The 18759-nt window shown below is 63.5% G+C and carries 17 protein-coding genes; 15 read left to right on the forward strand and 2 right to left on the reverse strand.

The genetic code is table 11. The features are described from left to right. The first annotated feature begins 5 nt into the window (after nt 1–5). Nucleotides 6–218: a GDCCVxC domain-containing (seleno)protein gene (locus ISG32_RS27685; RefSeq protein ID WP_029306733.1), complete on the forward strand. Its 213-nt coding sequence runs from the start codon at nt 6–8 to the stop codon at nt 216–218. Here ISG32_RS27685 and ISG32_RS24790 read toward each other — a convergent pair. Continuing rightward, nucleotides 215–3181 (reverse strand): Tn3 family transposase, encoded by a 2967-nt coding sequence (locus tag ISG32_RS24790; protein ID WP_029306732.1) that lies wholly within the window; start codon nt 3179–3181, stop codon nt 215–217. The genes ISG32_RS27685 and ISG32_RS24790 overlap by 4 nt on opposite strands. 2 nt (nt 3182–3183) lie before the next feature. Then, a complete protein-coding gene (locus ISG32_RS24795) occupies nt 3184–3741 on the reverse strand; it encodes a recombinase family protein (RefSeq protein ID WP_029306731.1) in 558 nt (185 codons plus the stop codon). Nucleotides 3742–4152: 411 nt separating this feature from the next. Between ISG32_RS24795 and ISG32_RS24800 the strand changes: the two genes are divergently transcribed. The 14 genes from ISG32_RS24800 to ISG32_RS24865 all read left to right on the forward strand — a co-directional run bounded on the left by ISG32_RS24800 (nt 4153) and on the right by ISG32_RS24865 (nt 18711). Continuing rightward, nucleotides 4153–5631: a SulP family inorganic anion transporter gene (locus ISG32_RS24800; RefSeq protein WP_029306730.1), complete on the forward strand. Its 1479-nt coding sequence runs from the start codon at nt 4153–4155 to the stop codon at nt 5629–5631. Between the two features lie 14 nt (nt 5632–5645). Then, nucleotides 5646–6509 carry a universal stress protein gene (locus ISG32_RS24805; protein WP_029306729.1) on the forward strand — a complete coding sequence of 288 codons (864 nt, stop codon included), beginning with the start codon at nt 5646–5648 and terminating at the stop codon, nt 6507–6509. A gap of 16 nt (nt 6510–6525) precedes the next feature. Then, a complete protein-coding gene (locus ISG32_RS24810; protein ID WP_029306728.1) occupies nt 6526–6861 on the forward strand; it encodes a TraR/DksA family transcriptional regulator in 336 nt (111 codons plus the stop codon). 296 nt (nt 6862–7157) lie between these two features. Then, nucleotides 7158–8063, forward strand: a complete 906-nt coding sequence (locus ISG32_RS24815; protein ID WP_194773690.1) for a VOC family protein — start codon at nt 7158–7160, stop codon at nt 8061–8063. 77 nt (nt 8064–8140) lie between these two features. Further along, nucleotides 8141–9019 carry a CoA transferase subunit A gene (locus ISG32_RS24820; RefSeq protein ID WP_194773691.1) on the forward strand — a complete coding sequence of 293 codons (879 nt, stop codon included), beginning with the start codon at nt 8141–8143 and terminating at the stop codon, nt 9017–9019. Between the two features lie 15 nt (nt 9020–9034). Beyond that, on the forward strand, nt 9035–9808 hold the full coding sequence (locus tag ISG32_RS24825; protein WP_194773692.1) for a CoA-transferase subunit beta: 774 nt from the start codon (nt 9035–9037) through the stop codon (nt 9806–9808). 1 nt (nt 9809) lies between these two features. Then, nucleotides 9810–10730 (forward strand): enoyl-CoA hydratase, encoded by a 921-nt coding sequence (locus tag ISG32_RS24830; RefSeq protein WP_194773693.1) that lies wholly within the window; start codon nt 9810–9812, stop codon nt 10728–10730. Next, a complete protein-coding gene (locus tag ISG32_RS24835) occupies nt 10727–11836 on the forward strand; it encodes an NAD(P)H-dependent flavin oxidoreductase (protein ID WP_194773694.1) in 1110 nt (369 codons plus the stop codon). The genes ISG32_RS24830 and ISG32_RS24835 overlap by 4 nt, the downstream gene beginning before the upstream one ends. A gap of 50 nt (nt 11837–11886) precedes the next feature. Next, a complete protein-coding gene (locus ISG32_RS24840; protein ID WP_194773695.1) occupies nt 11887–12645 on the forward strand; it encodes an enoyl-CoA hydratase family protein in 759 nt (252 codons plus the stop codon). Nucleotides 12646–12676: 31 nt separating this feature from the next. Then, nucleotides 12677–13831, forward strand: a complete 1155-nt coding sequence (locus ISG32_RS24845) for an acyl-CoA dehydrogenase family protein (protein WP_194773696.1) — start codon at nt 12677–12679, stop codon at nt 13829–13831. An 18-nt stretch (nt 13832–13849) separates the two neighbouring features. Continuing rightward, nucleotides 13850–15013: an acyl-CoA dehydrogenase family protein gene (locus ISG32_RS24850; RefSeq protein WP_194773697.1), complete on the forward strand. Its 1164-nt coding sequence runs from the start codon at nt 13850–13852 to the stop codon at nt 15011–15013. Further along, nucleotides 15010–16164: an acetyl-CoA C-acetyltransferase gene (locus ISG32_RS24855; protein WP_194773698.1), complete on the forward strand. Its 1155-nt coding sequence runs from the start codon at nt 15010–15012 to the stop codon at nt 16162–16164. Before ISG32_RS24850 ends, ISG32_RS24855 begins: the two co-directional genes overlap by 4 nt. A 43-nt stretch (nt 16165–16207) precedes the next feature. Further along, nucleotides 16208–17803, forward strand: coding sequence for an amidase (locus ISG32_RS24860; RefSeq protein ID WP_194773699.1), 1596 nt, complete (start codon nt 16208–16210; stop codon nt 17801–17803). 32 nt (nt 17804–17835) lie between these two features. Next, complete coding sequence (locus tag ISG32_RS24865) at nt 17836–18711, forward strand: SDR family oxidoreductase (RefSeq protein WP_194773700.1); 876 nt, start codon at nt 17836–17838, stop codon at nt 18709–18711. Nucleotides 18712–18759: the final 48 nt, after the last annotated feature.

The raw sequence follows: 18759 nt of genomic DNA on the forward strand, positions 1-18759 counted from the left end.
CCACGATGAACGCCGTCATCCTCGAATCCGTCCTGACCTGCCCGCACTGCGGCCACGCACAGCAGGAAACCATGCCCACGGACGCCTGCCAGTTTTACTACGAGTGCCCGGCCTGCCATACGCTGCTGCGTCCAAAGCCGGGCGATTGCTGTGTGTTCTGTTCGTTCGGATCGGTACCATGCCCGCCGATCCAGCAGCAGCGTGGGTGCTGCGGTTAAGTCGGGGACAACGGTCGCAATGGCCTGAACTTGCCCGGGCCGATCTTGGCGCTGCTGCGCCAGAGGTAATCGCCGGTCAGGTTGATGTGCTCCCAGCCGAGCGGCGAAAGGTACTGCAACAGCCCGTCATCGACGGTCTGGCCATGGCCACGCAAGGCGTTCGCGGCCCGCTCCAGATAGACCGTATTCCACAACACTATGGCCGCCGTCACCAGGTTGAGGCCGGAAGCGCGATAGCGTTGCTGCTCGAAACTGCGGTCGCGGATTTCACCCAGGCGGTTGAAGAACACGGCGCGGGCCAGCGCGTTGCGTGCCTCGCCTTTGTTCAGCCCGGCATGCACGCGGCGGCGCAGCTCGACGCTTTGCAGCCAGTCCAGGATGAACAGGGTGCGCTCGATGCGTCCCAGCTCGCGCAGCGCCACGGCCAAGCCGTTCTGACGCGGGTAGCTGCCGAGTTTTCGGAGCATCAGCGAGGCCGTCACCGTGCCCTGCTTGATCGAGGTGGCCAGCCGCAGGATTTCGTCCCAATGGGCGCGGACGTGCTTGATATTGAGCGTGCCGCCGATCATCGGCTTGAGCGCCTCATAGGCGGCATCGCCCTTCGGGATGTAGAGCTTGGTGTCGCCCAGGTCGCGGATGCGCGGGGCGAAGCGGAAGCCCAGCAGGTGCATCAACGCAAAGACGTGATCGGTGAATCCGGCCGTGTCGGTGTAGTGTTCCTCGATGCGCAGGTCGGATTCGTGGTACAGCAGGCCGTCGAGCACGTAGGTCGAGTCGCGCACGCCGACGTTCACTACCTTGGTGTGGAACGGTGCGTACTGGTCGGAGATGTGGGTATAGAACGTCCGCCCTGGGCTGCTGCCGTATTTCGGGTTGATGTGGCCGGTGCTCTCGGCCTTGCTGCCAGTGCGGAAGTTCTGACCGTCCGACGATGACGTGGTGCCGTCGCCCCAGTGCTCGGCAAAGGGATGGCGGAACTGCGCGTTGACCAGCTCGGCCAGGGCCGCCCCGTAGGTTTCGTCGCGGATGTGCCAGGCTTGTAGCCAGGCCAGCTTGGCGTAGGTCGTGCCGGGGCAGGACTCGGCCATTTTGGTCAAGCCCAGGTTGATCGCGTCGGCCAGGATCGTGGTCAGCAGCAGATTCTTGTCCTTGGCCAGGTCGCCTGACTTCAGGTGCGCGAAGTGACGGGTAAAACCGGTCCATTCGTCCACCTCCAGCAGCAGTTCGGTGATCTTGACGTGCGGCAGAACCATCGCCGTCTGGTCGATCAACGCCTGCGCGGTGTCGGGCACCGCCGCATCGAGCGGCGTGATCTTCAGGCCCGACTCGGTGATGATGGCATCCGGCAGGTTATTGGCCGCTGCCATGCGGTTGACGGTGACAAGTTGCGTTTCCAGCAGTGTCAGCCGCTCATGCAGGTACTGGTCGCAGTCGGTGGCCACGGCCAGCGGCAATTCGCTGGCCAGCTTGAGGCTGGCGAATTTCGCGGGCGGCACCAGGTAGTCCTCGAAGTCCTTGAACTGGCGCGATCCCTGCACCCAGATGTCGCCCGAGCGCAGCGCGTTCTTGAGTTCCGATAGTGCGCACAGCTCGTAGTAGCGCCGGTCGATGCCGGCGTCGGTCATCACCAGCTTCTGCCAGCGCGGCTTAATGAAGTCGGTCGGCGCGTCGGCGGGCACCTTGCGGGCGTTGTCGCTGTTCATGCCGCGCAGCACCTCGATGGCGTCGAGTACGTCCTTGGCGGCGGGCGCGGCCCGCAGCTTGAGCACGGCAAGGAATTCCGGCGCGTAGCGGCGCAGCGTGGCGTAGCTCTCGCCGATGCGGTGCAGGAAATCGAAGTCCTCGGGTTGGGCGAGTTTCTGCGCCTCGGTGACGCTCTCGGCGAAGGCGTCCCAGGACATGACGGCCTCGATGGCGGCGAACGGATCGCGGCCAGCTTGCTTGGCTTCGATCAGGGCCTGGCCGATGCGCCCGAACAGCCGCACCTTGGCGTTGATCGCCTTGCCGGATGCCTGGAACTGCTGCTGATGCTTGTTCTTGGCGGCATTGAACAGCTTGCCCAGGATGCGGTCGTGCAGGTCGATGATTTCGTCGGTGACGGTGGCCATGCCCTCGATGGCGAGCGCCACCAGGGTCGCGGAGCGCCGTTGCGGCTCGAACTTGGCCAGGTCAGCGGGCGTCATCTGGCCGCCCTCGCGGGCGATCTTGAGCAGCCGGTTCTGGTGCACCGACCGTTCGATGCCGGAAGGCAGATCGAGCGCCTGCCACGCCTTGAGGCGTTCGATGTGTTCGAGCATGTGCCGCGAGTTCGGCTTGACCGGTGACTGGCGTAGCCAGGCCAGCCAGGTCGTCTTGCCGTTGTCCCGGCGCTTGAGCAAGTCGTCGAGACGGCGGCGATGTGCGTCCGACAGCGGTTCGGCCAAGGAATCGTAGATGCGCCGGTTGGCGCGGGTGATCGCCTCGGCGCTCGCCCGCTCGATAGCGTTGAGCGCGGGCAGAATGATCGACTGCCGCCGTAGATGTTCGACCAAGGCGCTGGCCAGCACAATACCCTTGTCGGTTTGCATGGCCAGCTCGGTCAGCGTGTGGACGGCCTGCCGGTAGTGGCTCATGGTGAAGGGCTGGAAGCCGAATACCGTTTGCAGTTCGACCAGATGCTCGCGCCGGGTCTGCTCCCGCTGCCCGTACTCGCCCCAGCTTTCAATGCCGACCTTGAGCTGGTCGGCGACCAGTTTCAGCAAGGGCGGAAACGGCGCCTCATCGACACCAAGAATGACGCCAGGAAAGCGCAGGTAGCAAAGCTGCACGGCGAAGCCCAGGCGGTTGGCCGGGCCGCGCCGCTGCCGGATGATGGCGAAGTCGGTATCGCTGAATGTGTAATGTCGGATCAGGTCGTCCTTGGTGTCCGGCAACGCCAACAGGCTTTCGCGCTCGGCGGCGGACAGGATCGATCGGCGGGGCATCGTCAGGCATCTTTCAGGTATTGGTACAGGGTTTCCCGACTGACGCCGAACTCACGGGCCAGCTTCGATTTCTGTTCGCCAGCCTCGGCGCGATGACGCAATTCGGAGGCGCGCTCAGGGGACAGTGCTTTCTTGCGTCCACGATACGCGCCCCGCTGCTTGGCCAACGCAATGCCCTCGCGTTGCCGCTCACGGATTAAGGCGCGCTCGAACTCGGCGAACGCGCCCATCACCGACAACATCAGATTCGCCATCGGCGAGTCCTCGCCGGTGAAGGTCAAGCACTCCTTGACGAATTCGATCCGTACCCCGCGCTTGGTGAGCGTCTGCACCATACGGCGTAGGTCATCGAGGTTGCGCGCCAGACGATCCATGCTATGCACCACCACCGTGTCGCCCTCGCGGGCGAAGGCCAGCAGGGCTTCCAGTTCTGGGCGCTGGATGTCCTTGCCCGATGCCTTGTCGGTGAACACCTTGTCCACCTGTGTCTGCTCAAGCTGGCGTTCCGGGTTCTGATCGAAGCTGCTGACCCGGACGTACCCGATCCGTTGTCCCTTCAAGATGCTCTCCCGTGCAAAATGTCAGAAAAGAATCTATGACCCTTTGTTGATCGTGTCAACAAATATCAAAACTCACTCTATCCTGACGGATTTCGGGAGCAATCATTGACGCCAGATTAGGGTATAGCTCAGACTGACATTATTATTGCTGCGCCGCCGCAAAGAAGGTAAAATACCCCTTCCAAAAAATCAGCAAGCCAACTATCGGAGTTCCTACCCGTGTAAGCCTCTTTCTCGCTGCGAGCCAGCTTCAACCACTCACCACGCTCGCACGAGGCTGCACGTCCGATTCACTGCGTCTTGCTGGCCCCGGATCACTCGGGGTTCGTTCTCTATTCCGCTGGCCGGGAAGACGCGCTTGCGCTCGCCCCAACTGCCACCACTGGCTGGCAACCACAACGGAATAGAAGAATGATGAAATCCTTACGCCAGGACTGGCTTTCCAATGTCCGAAACGACCTACTAGCGGGCATCGTCGTCGCGCTGGCACTGATCCCCGAGGCGATTGCCTTCTCGATCATTGCGGGCGTCGATCCCAAGGTCGGCCTTTACGCCTCATTCAGCATTGCCGCAATCATTGCCTTTGCCGGTGGTCGCCCTGGCATGGTGTCTGGGGCCACAGGTGCAATGGCGCTGCTGATGGTGACCTTGGTCAAAGACCACGGCCTGCAATATCTGCTGGCTGCCACCGTGCTGACCGGCGTGCTGCAAATTCTCGCGGGCTGGCTCAAGCTCGGCGCATTGATGCGCTTTGTCTCTCGCTCGGTCATCACGGGCTTTGTCAACGCGCTGGCCATCCTGATCTTCATGGCTCAGTTGCCCGAGCTGACCAACGTGACGTGGCATGTCTATGCCATGACGGCGGCAGGTCTGGGCATCATCTACGGCTTCCCCTACATCACAAAGGCGGTGCCGTCGCCGCTGGTCGCCATCGTCGTACTGACTGCCGTAGCGATCTTCCTCGGTCTCGACATTCGCACCGTGGGCGACATGGGCAAGCTGCCCGACAGCCTGCCGGTGTTCCTGCTGCCTGATGTGCCGTTGAACCTCGAAACGCTCAAGATCATCTTCCCTGTCTCGGCCACCTTGGCAGTCGTCGGCCTGCTGGAATCCATGATGACGGCTTCCATCGTCGATGATCTGACCGACTCCAACAGCAACAAGAACCGTGAATGCGTGGGCCAGGGTGTCGCCAATATCGCCTCCGGCTTCCTCGGTGGCATGGCCGGTTGCGCCATGATTGGCCAGTCGGTCATTAACGTGAAATCCGGCGGCCGTGGCCGACTCTCCACGCTGGCCGCTGGCGTGTTCCTGCTGCTGATGGTGGTGTTCATCGGTGACTGGGTGGCCCGCATTCCGATGGCCGCACTGGTCGCGGTGATGATCATGGTGTCCATCGGCACCTTCAACTGGGCCTCGATCCGCAATCTGCGCGAGCACCCCAAAAGCTCCAGCGTGGTGATGCTGGCCACCGTGGTGGTGACGGTCGGCACCCACGACTTGGCCAAGGGCGTGCTGGTCGGCGTGTTGTTGTCAGGCTTTTTCTTCGCGCACAAGGTGGGCCAGATTCTGCGCGTCACCTCTCGCACTGAGGACGAAGGCCGCGTGCGCACCTACACCATCACCGGCCAGGTGTTCTTCGCCTCGTCGGAACGCTTCATCAATGCCTTCGACTACAAGGAGGTCATCGAGAAGGTGCGCATTGACGTGAGCCGTGCCCACTTCTGGGACATCACCGCTGTCAGTGCCTTGGACAAGGTGGTCATCAAGTTCCGCCGTGAAGCCACCGAGGTAGAAGTCATCGGCTTGAACGAGGCTAGCGCCACGCTAGTGGACAAGTTCGCCGTGCATGACAAAGACGGTGCCGACGACATGCTGATGGGCCACTGAGAGGAAACAGGATCATGAAGAACGAAAACAAAGTGCTGGCCTGCGTGGATCAATCCCACTTCGCCGAATACGTGGCTGACTACGCCGCATGGGCCGCTCGCCGCATGGACGCGCCGCTGGAGTTCCTACACGTCATCGACCGCCACCCCGAGCAGGGATCAGGCGAAGATCACAGCGGGGCCATCGGCATCGACGCCCAAGAAAACCTGCTGACCAAGCTCTCCGCAGAAGACGAGGCCCGCACCAAGAATGCTCGTGAACAAGGCCGCATCTTCCTGAACCGCCTGCGCGAACGGGCCACCGCTGCCGGTGCCGCGCTGGTCGATGTTCGCCAGCGTCATGGTGAGCTGGAAGCCACGCTGGCCGAACAGGAAGACGGCGTGCGCCTGCTGGTACTCGGACGCCGTGGCGAAGCCGCAGAAACGACACAGCGCGACTTGGGCCGCAATGTGGAACAGGTAGTGCGGTCCCTGCACAAACCGATCCTGACCGTGACCGAAGGCTTCAAAGAGCCGCAGCGCGTGATGATCGCCTTCGACGGTAGTACCGTGACCCGGCGTGGCGTCGAAATGGTCGCAGGCAGCCCGCTGTTCCGTGGCTTGCCAATCACCCTGCTGATGTCGGGAAAGGAAAGCCAGGACGCACCCAAGCAGCTTGATTGGGCCAAGACCACCTTGGAGGCCTCTGGCTTCAATGTGACCGCCTCGCTGATCCCCGGCGATGCGGAAAACATCATCGCCAAGACGGTCAAGGAGCAGTCCATCGACATGCTCATCATGGGCGCATTCGGTCACTCGCCGCTGCGCACTTTGATGTTCGGCAGCAAGACCGCTGACCTGCTGCGTTCCTCGACCGTCCCCACGCTTCTACTGCGATAGCGAAGGAGTCGCCTCAATGGACATGGAACAGTTCCGCGCTCGACTGCTGATCGAGCAAAGGGAAACCGTTGAGGCAATCCAGCAGGCTCAACAGTCCGCCGCGCCGGTCGAGCTGGATCAATCCTGTGTCGGTAGGGTGTCGCGTATCGACGCCCTCCAACAGCAGGCTCTCGCCCAAGGATTGCGGGAGCGGCTGACCATTCGCAAGCGCAAGGTCGAAGCTGCGCTGGCCCGCCTCGACTCTGGCACCTATGGGCTGTGCTGCGCCTGTCACAGTGATTTGGAGCCGGAACGGTTGAACGCCGATCCTGCTGTTGTGTTCTGCCAGGAATGCGCAACAGAGCGTCAATGACAAAGCCGTATTGATGCCCAACGGTGGAGCCGTTTTGCCTTAACGTGCTTTATTTTCCGTTTTCTGAGACGACCCCTTCCGGGTCAACCCGGGTTCTGTCGCCAGCGCGGCATTCCTCTCGACCCAGACGATGCTAGGGTTTCCCATGAGGCGCTTGCACCCTGACTGGGGTGCTCCTCTTTTTGGGGGATGTCGGGCGCTTTTCGTTAGTCTCAACGGACGATGTTTCAAACAGCGTCGATCTCCAGAATCCATGGCATCAGTCATCAGAACCTTGGGTTGGAGGCCCCGCCGTCATGATGGAAATCCGTGGACTTGCCTATATCGTCGCCGAGAGCACGAACCTCGATCAATGGAGCGTCTATGCCAAGGACGTGCTTGGCATGATGGCCACGCCGGCTGGCGATGGCACGCTGCACATCAAGATGGATGAGCGCCAGTTCCGCTTTCAGGTGCAGGCGGGCAGCAAGGATCGCTATCACGCGTCGGGCTGGGAATTGCTCAACAAGGCCGCTTTTGACGCGGCACTGAAAGCGCTGGATGACGCCAAGATCGCCTATGAGCTGGGCAGTGCGGAGCTGTGTCGTCAGCGCTGCGTGCAGCAGATGGCCGTGCTGTTTGACCCGGCGGGCAATCGCCATGAAGTGGTCTGGGGCTTCAAGTCCGACTTCAAGCGCTTTGCCTCTCCGCAGGGCGTGTCCAGCTTCGTGACGGGCGACTACGGTCTCGGTCACACGGTGCTGCCGGCGCCCGACTTCGATGTCACCGTGGCGTTTGTGCGCGATGTGCTGGGATTCGAGACATCCGACATCTACAACTTCAAGCCTGCGGGCGACGCGGGTCCGACGGTCCGCATTCATTTCTTCCACTGCGCGAATGGTCGCCACCACAGTCTGGCGCTGGCCGAGTTTCCGGTGCCGAGCGGCTGCGTGCACGTGATGGTCGAAGTGGAAAACATGCCGGAGGTGGGCCGCGCGATGGATCGCATGCAGCAGGGCAAGGTCCAGCTCACCGCGACGCTCGGCCAGCACACCAACGACCGCATGACCTCGTTTTACATGAAGACGCCGTCGGGCTTCGATCTGGAGTACGGCTACGGCGGCGCGATTCTGGATTGGGAACAGCACATCGTGCACGAGTTCACCGCCGTGAGCCTCTGGGGTCACGACTTCACGATAGGCCGGGTGGAACAGCCCGCCTGAGCGGGCGCTGGGCAGGGTCAAGAGACAAGACACACAGGACAGAACAAGGTAACTGGGTAGATCGGAGAGCAAGAAAAATGGTCAACAAGGTCATGAGTGCGAAGGATGTCGTCGCATCCATTCAGGATGGAATGACGATCGGCATCGGTGGCTGGGGCCCGCGCCGCAAGCCGATGGCGCTGGTGCGCGAGCTGCTGCGCAGTGATGTGAAGGATCTGACGGTGGTGTCGTATGGCGGCGCCGATGTGGGGATGCTGTGCGCGGCGGGCAAGGTCAAGAAGCTGATTTTCGCGTTCGTCACGCTGGATTTCATTCCGCTGGAGCCGTACTTCCGCAAGGCGCGCCAGAGCGGCGAGATCGAGGTGGTGGAAGTCGACGAAGGCCAGATGCTGCTGGGTCTGAAGGCCGCCGCTATGCGCGTGCCCTACATCCCCACGCGCATCGGTCTGGGCACGGATCTGGTCAAGCACAACCCGCAGATCAAGGTGATCGGCTCGCCTTACGACAGCAAGGAATGGGTCGCGATGCCCGCGCTCCATCTGGACGTGGCCTTGCTGCACGTGGACAAGGCCGACGCGCGCGGCGTCTGCCAGATCAGCGGGCCCGACATGTACATGGACGACCTCTATGCGCGTGCAGCCAAGAAGACCTTCGTGAGCTGCGATGAGCTGGTGGACTCCAGCGCGTTCGAATCGGCCGAGAGCTCGCGTCTCGTCTTCTGGGAGCGCTCTGAAACCACGGGCGTGGTGCATCTGCCGTGCGGTGCTCACCCCACGTCGTGCGGGCCTGCGTACGGTTTTGACAACAGGCACTTCAAGGAATACGCGAGCAGCGCCAAGGAAGATTCCGGCTGGAGCGACTACGTGAACAAGTATGTGAATTGCACCGAACAGGAATACCTGGACAAGGTGGGCGGTGCGGATGCGATCAAGCGTTTGCCACTGCCGGTGTTTTGAGAGAGGGAGGTGAGCATGAGCAGTGAAATTTCTTTGGTCGATCGCATCATCTGTGCGGCGGCGCAGGCGTGGAAGGATGACGGCGAGGTGCTGGCCACGGGCATCGGCCTGGTGCCGCGTCTGGCGGCGTCGCTGTGCATGAAATCCGTCAACACGGACATCATGATGACCGATTCGGAGGCCTGGATCGTGAGCGAACCGGTGCCGGTGGGGCCGCGCGGGGACTACCAGATCAAACGCGAAACGTGGATGGGCTTCTCGCGCATTTTTGACAACGTGTGGGGCGGCAAGCGCCACGCGATGGTGGGTCCGGTGCAGGTGGACCGCTTCGGTCAGGCCAACATTTCGATGGTGGGCGGCGACTACGCACGTCCCAAGTCGATGATGCTGGGCGTGCGCGGCTTTCCGGGCAACTCCATCAACCATGCGAATTCGTTTTTCGTGCCCAACCACAGCAGGAAGGTGTTCGTGGAGGGCGAGGTGGACATGGTCGCGTCGGTGGGCTACAACCCCGCGCGTCTGCCCAAGGGCTGGACGCTGGAGGAGATGACCGACATCCGCTTCATCTTCACCAACCTGTGCGTGCTGGACTTCGGCGGTCCGAACCACCAGGTGCGCCTCGTCTCGCTGCACCCCGGCGTGACGGCGCAGATGGTGCAGGAGAACACGGGCTTCCCGATTTTCATGCCGGAGAGCGTGCCGACCACGGCCACGCCAAGCGCCGCGCAACTGGCGCTGCTGGCCGAGCTCGATCCGCACAACCTGCGCGCATCCGCCCTGGGAGCCTGACATGCCAAGCCCTGCCAACACAGCTCAGGAGGCGAGCGAGTTCGTCACGCGCGAGGACAGCGCGGTCTACGAAACCGACGCGCCCGTTCTCTATGAAGTGAAGGACGGCATCGCCACCGTGACGATGAACCGGCCCACGTTCCACAACGTGCAGAACTCGCAGATGACCTATGCGCTGGACGACGCCTTCCGCCGCGCGGTGGACGACGACGCGGTCAAGGTGATCGTGCTTGCGGGCAGCGGCAAGCATTTCAGCGCGGGCCACGACATCGGCACGCCGGGCCGCGACATCAACAGGAGCTTTGATCGCAAGCACCTGTGGTGGGACCATGTGAACAAGCCGGGCGGCGAGCAGCTGTTCGCGCGCGAGCAGGAGGTCTATCTCGGCATGTGCCGCCGCTGGCGCGACATCCCGAAGCCGACCATCGCGATGGTGCAGGGCGCCTGCGTCGCGGGCGGACTGATGTTGGCGTGGGTGTGCGACTTCATCGTTGCGAGTGAAGACGCGTTCTTCCAGGACCCGGTCGTGCGCATGGGCATTCCGGGCGTGGAGTATTTCGCGCACGCCAACGAGATGCATACCCGCATCGCCAAGGAATTTCTGATGCTCGGCGAGCGCATGAGCGCCGGGCGCGCCTACGAGATGGGCATGGTCAACCGCGTGGTGCCGCATACCGGGCTGCAGGCGCAGGTGCTGGCAATGGCCGAGAAGCTGGCCGCGCAGCCGCGCATGGGTCTTGCGCTCACCAAGACCGTGGTGAACCGGGCCGAGGAACTGCAGGGGCTGCGCGCGACGATGGAGATGGCCTACGGGTATCACCACTTCGCGCACGCCCACAGCCTCGCGATGGGCGCGGGACATCTCGGGGGGCACGACGCCAAATCGATGGTGCGCGCCAACAAGGAGGAGGCCAGGTCATGAGTGATTCGATCAAGGACTCCAACTCCTTGCGCACGCCGCTGTGCGATCTGCTGGGTTGCCGCCATCCCATCATCCAGACCGCGATGGGCTGGGTGGCGGGAGCCGATCTGGTGGTGGGCACGACCAACGCGGGCGGCTTCGGATTCCTGGCAGGCGCGACCATTGCCGCTGAGCAGATCGAGGCGGAGATTCTCAAGGTCAAGCGCCTGACGGATGACCGTCCGTTCGGCCTGAACTTCCACATGTTTCAGCCGAACGCGCAGCAGCTGCTGGATCTGGCCGTGAAGTACCGTCTGCGCGCGGTGAGCTACGGCCGCGGGCCGGACAAGAAGGTGATTGGCCGCCTGCGCGACGCGGACATCGTCTGCATGCCCACCGTGGGCGCGCTCAAGCACGCGCAGAAGGCGATTGAAATGGGTGCCAACGTCATCACCGTGCAGGGCGGCGAGGGCGGCGGCCACACCGGCAGCGTGCCGACCACGGTGCTGCTGCCGCAGGTGGTGGATGCCGTCGATGTGCCAGTGGTGGCTGCAGGCGGCTTCTACGACGGACGCGGTCTGCTCGCGGCGCTGGCCTTTGGTGCGCAGGGCATTGCGATGGGCACGCGCTTTCTGATGACCAGCGACTCCAAGGTGCCCGACGTGACGCTCGAGCGCTACGTGCAGACCAAGGACGCCGAGAAGATCGCGATCTCGTATCTGGTGGATGGCATGCCGCAGCGCATGATTCCCAACGAATACCTCTCGATGCTCGAGAAGGCGAGCCCGATGAAGCGGCTGCGCATCGCCATCGATCTGGCGCTGAAGTGGAAGGCCGAGACCGGCATGACCACGGGGCAGGCGATGAGCATCTTCATGAAGGCGCTCAAGGAAGACTCGTCCTCGGTCGCGCAGACCGTGATGGCCGCCAATGCGCCCATGCTGCTGCAGAAATCCATGGTCGAGGGCAATCCGGCGGACGGCGTGATGTCGGCCGGTCAGGTGGCCGCGCTGATCGGGCGGCTGGACAGCTGCGAGACGGTGATCTCCGGCATCGTGCGTCAGGCGCTGGAGCGCCGCGACGCGCTGAACCAGCTCAATCAGCACGACCAGCTGGCGGTGGCCTGAACCGACAACAACAAACAACGTACAAGAGACAAACCGAAAGAACCGCATCCATGTCTTCGTCACAGTTCCATTCAAGAATTCATGACAACGGCGTCGCCGAACTGGTGATTGACCGTGCTCCCGTCAATGCGCTCAACGCCGCCGGCTGGAATGGCCTGGCCAAGGAAATCGAGTCGTTGGGCAACCATCCGCAGACGCGCGTGATCGTGATCCGCGCCGAGAACCGTGGCTTCTGCGCGGGCGTGGACATCAAGGAGCTGGCCGCCAACGACAAGCTGATCATCGACGTGAACGCGGGCAACTACGCCACGTTCAAGGCGGTTCACCTGAACAGGGTGCCGGTGATCGCTGCGGTGCACGGCTTCGTGCTGGGCGGCGGCATCGGAATCTGCGGCGCGGCGGACATCGTGATCGCCGCCGATGACGCGACCTTCGGCCTGCCCGAGGTGGACCGCGGCGCGATGGGCGGCGCGGCGCATCTGCAGCGCATGTTCGGCGTGCAGAAAACGCGCTACCTGTTCTTCACGGGCGAGATGATCGGCGCGGCCGAGGCGCTGCGTTTGGGTGCCATCGAGCGCGTCGTCCAGCGCGACGAATTGCGCGCTGCGGCCATGGAGATCGCGGCCAAGATCGCCGCCAAGAGCCCCGCGATGATCCGCATCGCCAAGGAGGCGCTCACCGGCATCGAGGACGGCAACCTCGAAGACAAGTACCGCTGGGAGCAGGGCTTCACCCTGCAGGCCTACATGAGCCCCGATTCCGCAGAGACACGCGATGCCTTTGTGGAAAAGCGGGACGCCAAATTCTGAGCACTGCTCGCGCATTGAGGAGATTTTCACCATGGATTTGACCTATACCCCCGCGCAGCAGGCATTTCGCGCGGAAGTGCGCGCCTGGCTCAAGGACCACGTGCCGCGCGAGAAGCTCGCGAGCTACGACACCCGCGAGGGATTTGAGCAGCACCGCCAATGGGAAGCGACGCTGGCCGAGGCAGGCTACAGCAGCGTGACCTGGCCCAAGGAGCTCGGCGGACGCGGCTGCGACTTGAACGAGTGGCTGATCTTTGAAGAGGAATACTGGGCCGCCGACGCGCCCCATCGCGTGAATCAGAACGGCATTCTGTTGCTCGGTCCCACGCTCATGGAGTTCGGCACCGAGGCACAGAAGGCGCGCTTTCTGCCGCGCATGGCACGCTGCGACGAGATGTGGGCACAGGGCTGGTCCGAGCCGAATGCGGGCTCTGACATGGCTGCGATCTCGAGCCGCGCGATCCGCACTGGCGACAAGTATGTGCTCAACGGCCAGAAGATCTGGTCCACCCGCGCCGTGTTCGCCGACTGGCTGTTCGGCCTGTTCCGCAGCGATCCGCAATCGAGCCGCCACCACGGCCTGAGCTACATCCTCGTGCCGCTCAAGTCCAAGGGCGTGACGATCCGCCCGATCCGAGACATCGGTGGCAAGGAGCATTTCGCCGAGATTTTCTTTGACGACGTTGAAGTTCCGGTGGAGAACCTGGTGGGCGCCGAGGGCAAGGGCTGGAACGTGGCGATGGCCACAGCCGGTTTCGAGCGTGGCCTGCTGCTGCGCTCGCCGGCGCGCTACCAGCGCAGCGCGCAGAAGCTGATCGAACTCTACAAGCGCCATCAGGCCGATGCCGACCGCGATTCATCGATCCGCGACGCCGTGCTGCGTGCCTGGATGGGCGCGGAGGCCTACACGCAATCGTCTTTCCACACGGTGGGCCGCCTGGACAAGGGCGCGCAGATCGGCGCGGAGGCGAGCACCAACAAGATCGTCTGGTCCGAGCTCGACATCCTGATCCACGAGACCGCGATGCGCATTCTCGGCCCGCGCGCCGAGCTGCGCGATGACGCCGAGGCCAATGAATGGCTCGAAGGTTTTCTGTTCTCGCAGGCCGGTCCGATCTATGCGGGCAGCAACGAGATCCAGCGCAACATCATCGCCCAGCGCATGCTGGGTCTGCCCAAGTCCTGAAGCCGAGAGGAGCACCCAATGGATTTCACCTTCTCCGAAGATCAGCTCGCTTTCCGTGACTCGATCAGCCGATTCTTCATGACCGAAGCCGCGCCCGAAATGCTGCGCGAGGTGTGGGAAACCGAATCCGGCCGCAGCCCCGAGCTGCGAGCCAAGATCGCAGAGCAGGGCATCGGTGGCCTGTCCGTGCCCGAGGAGTTCGGCGGCATGGGTCTGGGCGATGTGGACTGGGCCCTGCTGCTGCAGGAGATCGGCTACTACGCGCTGCCCGATTCGCTGATCGACACGGTCTACGTGGCCGCCGGAGTGCTGAGCGCACTGCCCGCAGGCCATGCGGCGCGAGCGCAGTGGCTGCCCGGCATCGCCGACGGAAGCATCCGCGTGGCCGTGGGTCACCCGATCAACCCGTGGGTGGCCGACGCCCAGCAGGCCAATCTGCTGCTGCTGCCGCACGCCACCTGCCAGGGCCTCGAAGTGCATGCGGTACTGCCATCGCAATGCACGATCAATCCGCTCAAGAGCATCGACACTTCGCGCCGCCTCTACAGCGTGGAGTGGACGGCCACGCCGCAAACCTGCATCGCCGCCGGAGCACAAGGACAGAAGATCTGGGACATGGCCGTGAACCGCGGCGCGCTGGGCTCGGCCGCACAGCTCGTTGGTCTTGCGCAGCGCATGGTGGACCTGTCAGTGGACTATGTCGCGCAGCGCAAGCAGTTCGACAAGGTGATCGGCAGCTTCCAGGCGGTGCAGCACCACCTGGCCAACGTGGTCACCAAAATCGAGTTCGCCAAGCCCGTGCTCTACCGCGCGTTCTATGCGCTGCAGCACGGCGAGATCGATGCGGACACGCGCGTCTCGCACGCCAAGCTGGCGGCCTGTGACACCGGCTGGTTCGCTACCCGCCAGAGCATTCAGGTGCACGGCGCCATGGGCTACACATGGGAAGTCGACCTGCAGATGTTCATGAAGCGCGCATGGGTGCTCGACGCTTCCTGGGGGGATCGTGGCTACCACAGCGCACGGCTCTCGCAGAGCCTGTTGCTCGATGCCAACCCGCCGCTCGGCCCTGGCAGCACCTTTGATCGTCTTGCGTCGCAGGGCGCGGGCAATGACGTGGCAAGCGTCAATGCAGTGAACAGCAACAGCAACAGCAATGTGGCCGAGGAGGCAACGGCATGAGGGCAGAGGCATACATCGTTGACGCGCTGCGCAGCCCCACGGGCAAGCGCAAGGGCTCGCTCGCGCAGGTGCATGGCGCCGATCTGGGCGCCCATGTGATCAAGGCGCTGGTGGAGCGCAACGACATTCCCGCATCGGAATATGACGACGTGATCTTCGGCTGCGTGGATACCATCGGCGCGCTTGCGGGCGACATCGCGCGCACGTCGTGGCTGGCCGCCGGCATGCCGCTGAACGTGCCGGGCACGACGGTGGATCGACAGTGCGGCTCGTCCCAGCAGGCCATTCATTTCGCCGCGCAGGCAGTGATGAGTGGCACGCAGGACGTGGTGCTCGCCGGTGGCGTGCAGACGATGTCGGCGATCCCGATCTCGTCGGCCATGCTGGCGGGACAGCCGCTCGGCTTCACCACGCCGTTCGCCGAGAGCAAGGGCTGGCAGGCACGCTTCGGCGATGCGCCTGTCAACCAGTTCTACGCGGCGCAGCGCATTGCCGAACACTGGAATGTCTCGCGCGAAGACATGGAAGTTTTTGCCAAAGAAAGCCATGACCGTGCGCTCAAGGCGATTGCCGAGGGCCGCTTCGACCGCGAGATCGTGCCGTTCGGAGACTTCCGAATGGACGAGACAGCACGCTTGTCGACGCTGGAAAAGATGGCGACGCTGGAGCCGGTCGATCCGACTTATCCCTGGATCACCGCCGCCGTTTCCAGCTCCACCTGTGACGCGGCAGCCGCCGTGCTCGTGGTGTCGGAAGAGGCGCTCAAACGCTACAGGCTCACGCCGCGCGCCCGGATCCATCACCTGAGCGTGCGCGCCGACGACCCGATCTGGCACCTCACGGCACCGATCCCCGCGACCGAATACGCGCTCAGGAAGGCAGGCATGAAGCTCGACGACATCGACCTCGTCGAGATCAACGAAGCCTTTGCCTCGGTGGTGATGGCCTGGCTCAAGGAGACCGGCTACGACCATGCGAAGACCAACGTCAACGGCGGTGCGATCGCGCTTGGACATCCGCTCGGCGCATCAGGCGCGAAGCTGATGACCACGCTGCTGCACGAGCTTGAGCGCACGGGCGGCCGCTATGGTCTGCAGACCATGTGCGAGGGTGGTGGTCAGGCCAATGTGACCATCATCGAACGCCTGTGATTCCTGCGGGAGTGTGATACCCAAAACGACGGAGACGGACACCATGCAGGACGACATATTCAACAGCTTCCAAACCACCCCGAACGGTCATCTGGATCGCCGCACGTTTCTGCGGGGGGCGGCCATGACCGCAGTGGCGGGTTCCATCGGAACAACGGCTTTGGGCACATCGGCTGCCACCAAGGCACCGGCTGACGCCATCGAATGGGCAGCGCAGATGCGCAGCGGCGAAGTGACTCCGCTGGAGGCGCTGGATGCCACGATTGCACGCATCGAGGCCTATCCCAAGCTCAACGCGGTGGTGCTGCGCGACTTCGATCTGGCGCGTGATCACGCGAAAAAGCTCTCCGCACTTGGCGCCGCGGCGCGCACCGAGGCCACGGCCCACGCGCCGTTCTGGGGTGTGCCGTTCCTGCTCAAGGATCTGGGCGTGGGCATGCAGGGCACGATCACTTCCAACGGCTGCCGTTTCTTCAAGGACGCGGTCTCGCCGGTGGACAGCACCATCGTCACGCGCCACAAGGCGGCCGGTCTCAACATCTTCGGCAAGACCGCAGCGCCCGAATTCGGCATGACCACGACGACCGAATCCGCGCTCTACGGCATCACGCCCAATCCCTGGAACGCCAGGCACACGACGGGCGGCTCGTCCGGCGGCGCAGCGGCCGTGGTGGCGGCGGGCATTGTGCCGGTGGCGCACGCGACCGACGGCGGCGGCTCCATCCGCATTCCAGCGTCGCACTGCGGCATGTTCGGTTTGAAGCCCAGCCGTGGCCGCACCCCGGCGGGGCCGTTCGGCCTTGACGGCGCTGCGGGCCTGTCGGCCGGCCATGCGATCAGCCGCACGGTGCGCGACAGCGCCTTGCTGCTCGATCTGACGGCCGGGCCCGAGGCCGGATCGCGCGTGCTCCCGCAGCGAGACGTACCGGGCAGCTATCTGCAGGCGCTGTCGCTCGCACCCGAGAAGAAGCTGCGCATCGCCGTCTGGCGAAACAACTATTTCGGCCTGCCCGTGCATGCCGATTGCCTGGCCGCGCTTGACAAGGCAGCCAAGGCTTGCGAAGCCATGGGCCATGTGCTTGAAGACAAGATGCCCGAATTGCCGGTCGCGGAGATCTATGCGGGCATGGGTCCGGCCATGAGCGCGGGCCTGCTCGTGGCCATGCAGGCCCGCGAAAAGCAGTTGGGTCGCGCCGCGCGAGAGGACGAGTTTGAACCCATCGATTGGGCGATGTTGCAGTCCGCCAAGAACGCCAGTGCCGCCCAGTTGTTTGCCGCGCGCGCCGGGTTTGATCGTGCAGGGCAGCTGCTCGACCGTTTTCTCGTGCAGTACGACCTGATCCTCTCGCCGGTCACGGCCGTGCCGCCTCAGCTGCTGGGCGCGCTGCGGCTCGACCAGTCGTATGACGGCTACGCACGCGAGGCGATGAAATCGTCGGCGTTCACGTCGCTGCTGAACCTGAGCGGCCACCCCGCGATGAGCGTGCCCATGCACTGGACGACCGACAACCTGCCGATCGGCGCGCACTTCGTCGCCCCGTTCGGCGGCGAAGGCCGACTGCTGCGCCTGGCCGCGCAGCTCGAGCAGGCCCACCCATGGGCGCAGCGCATGCCGGATCTGAGCTCATTCAAAGTCTGAACATCAAGAAGCAGATTCAAGGAAAAATGAAAATGGCTATTTGCGATCAACGTACCGTGGTGATCACCGGCGCCGGTGGCGGTCTGGGCCGGGCCTATGCGCTCGCCTTTGCAGCCGAAGGCGCGAACGTGGTCATCAACGACATCCGCGCCGAAGCCGCGCAGGCCGTCGCCAGCGAGGTGATCGCCGCAGGCGGCAAGGCGCTTGCGAACACGGGCGACATCACGACGATGGCCGGCGCACAGTCGATTCTCGACGCGGCAGTGGCCGCGTTCGGCGATGTGAATGTGCTGGTCAACAACGCGGGCGTGCTGCGCGACCGCATGTTTCTGAGCCTGTCGGAAGAAGACTGGGACATGGTGATGCGCGTGCACCTGCGTGGCCATTTCTGCATGGGCAACACGTTCGGCCGCTACTGGCGCGACCAGAAGAAGGCGGGCAAGGTGGTGGACGCACGCATCATCAACACGAGCTCCGGGGCGGGTCTTCAGGGCTCCATCGGGCAGAGCAACTATGTGGCGGCCAAGGGCGGCATTGCCAGTCTGACGCTGGTGCAGGCGGCGGAACTGGCGCGCTATGGCATTACCGTCAATTCGCTCGCGCCGGCCGCGCGGACCTCGATGACCGAGGGCGCCATGCCCGACATGGTGAAGAAGCCGGAGTCCGGGTTTGATGCCTGGGATCCTTTGAATGTGGCTTCCATTGTGGTTTGGCTGGGCAGCTCGCTTTCTTCGCACGTTACGGGGCGGTGTTTTGAGGCCAAGGGGGGTGAAATCTCCGTCGCCGATGGTTGGTTTACCGGTGTCATCCGCGACAAGGGCGATCGTTGGGAACCTTCTGAAATGACTTCCGTGGTTGATTCGCTTATTTCTGATGGGCGTGTTCCGCAGAAGGTCTACGGGACCTGATCGTTTGTCTTTACGAAGCCTGTTTGGCTTCGATTGGTGGGTCGTTTT

The sequence above is a fragment of the Diaphorobacter caeni genome (assembly GCF_015354245.1).
Taxonomy (GTDB): Bacteria; Pseudomonadota; Gammaproteobacteria; order Burkholderiales; family Burkholderiaceae_C; genus Diaphorobacter_A; species Diaphorobacter_A caeni.